The sequence below is a fragment of the Lysinibacillus telephonicus genome, from assembly GCF_003966145.1.
GTDB lineage: Bacteria > Bacillota > Bacilli > Bacillales_A > Planococcaceae > Ureibacillus > Ureibacillus telephonicus.
Window position 1 is genome coordinate 1 of the sequence record NZ_RXNR01000155.1, and the last position, 1,205, is coordinate 1,205.

1 protein-coding gene is annotated in these 1,205 nt (G+C 35.8%); it reads right to left on the reverse strand.

Annotated elements, in window-relative coordinates:
* Positions 1–1,205: IS1182 family transposase (locus EKG35_RS20715; protein WP_126296413.1), on the reverse strand; the 1,205-nt coding region annotated here is incomplete at both ends.

Sequence of the window (1,205 nt, forward strand, 5' to 3'; positions counted from 1 at the left end):
CGCAAGACCCATTTCATTTTCAACCTTCGATTTTCCTCGCACAGAAAATCGAGTGAAACGCAAATTAGCCTTCAAGAATCCAAAAACTGGCTCCACATCGATTTTGCGTTTTCGGTAGATGGCACTCGTTTTCTCTTCTGAAAGCTTCATTCTTACATATTCTTTTTGTTGTTCCCATTTTTCATTTACTATTAATTTTCGATTGTTGCCTTCTTTTGCTTTTGTACACAATGAACGGAATGGGCATCCAGAACAGTCTTCGCATTCGTAGATTTTGAACTTCCGTTGGAAGCCTGTACGGTCATTACGGATAGAATCATATTGAAATTCAAGACGTTTCTGATTAGGGCATGTATATGTATCTGTTTCTTCATCATATTCCCAGTTGTCGGGATTAAATTTGTTCTGTTTGTACTTTTTCTTTTGTTCCTTCAAATACATGTTATACGTAATTAGTGCTTCTCGTTTTCTGTTCGAAAGGATATCATGATAATTTTGTTCACTACCATACCCTGCATCTGCGACAATGTATTTCGGTAGTTCGAAATAATGTTGCTCAATTTCATCTAGAAATGGAATTAACGTACGTGTATCTGTTGGATTTGAAAATAAACTATAGGCTAAAGCGTATTGTCCCTCTGTCGCGATTTGTATATTATAACCAGCTTTCAATTGCCCGTTTTGCATATAATCATCTTTCATTCGCATAAATGTCGCATCGCGATCTGTTTTAGAATAGCTATTACGTGCGCCAAAAGTTTCAAAGTCTTGTTGGTATTTCTGCTTTCGTAAGACAAAATCAATCAACTGATTACGCACTTGTTTCGGATATTTGCGTGCACTTCTTAAAATTTTTCGTTTTTGGACATCTGATGAAGCCTCAATTTCCTTATCATACTCGGTTACGATATCGTCAACTTGTTGAACCAAATGAGCGAGTTCTTTTAATGATAACTGTTCATCGCTTTCACGTTCGATTTCAGGGATAATTTCTTTCTCAAGTAATTCATTGTATAGCTGGTTGGACTTTTCAATTAAACTTTGATGATATTTCTCAATCGATTTCTTCCATACAAACGTAAATTTATTTGCGTTCGCTTCAATCTTTGTACCATCGATAAAAATGGCTTCTTGATGGATTAGTTTTTCTTCAATCAATTGGCACCGGAATTGGACGAAACATTGGCGAATCAATTCTTTTACTT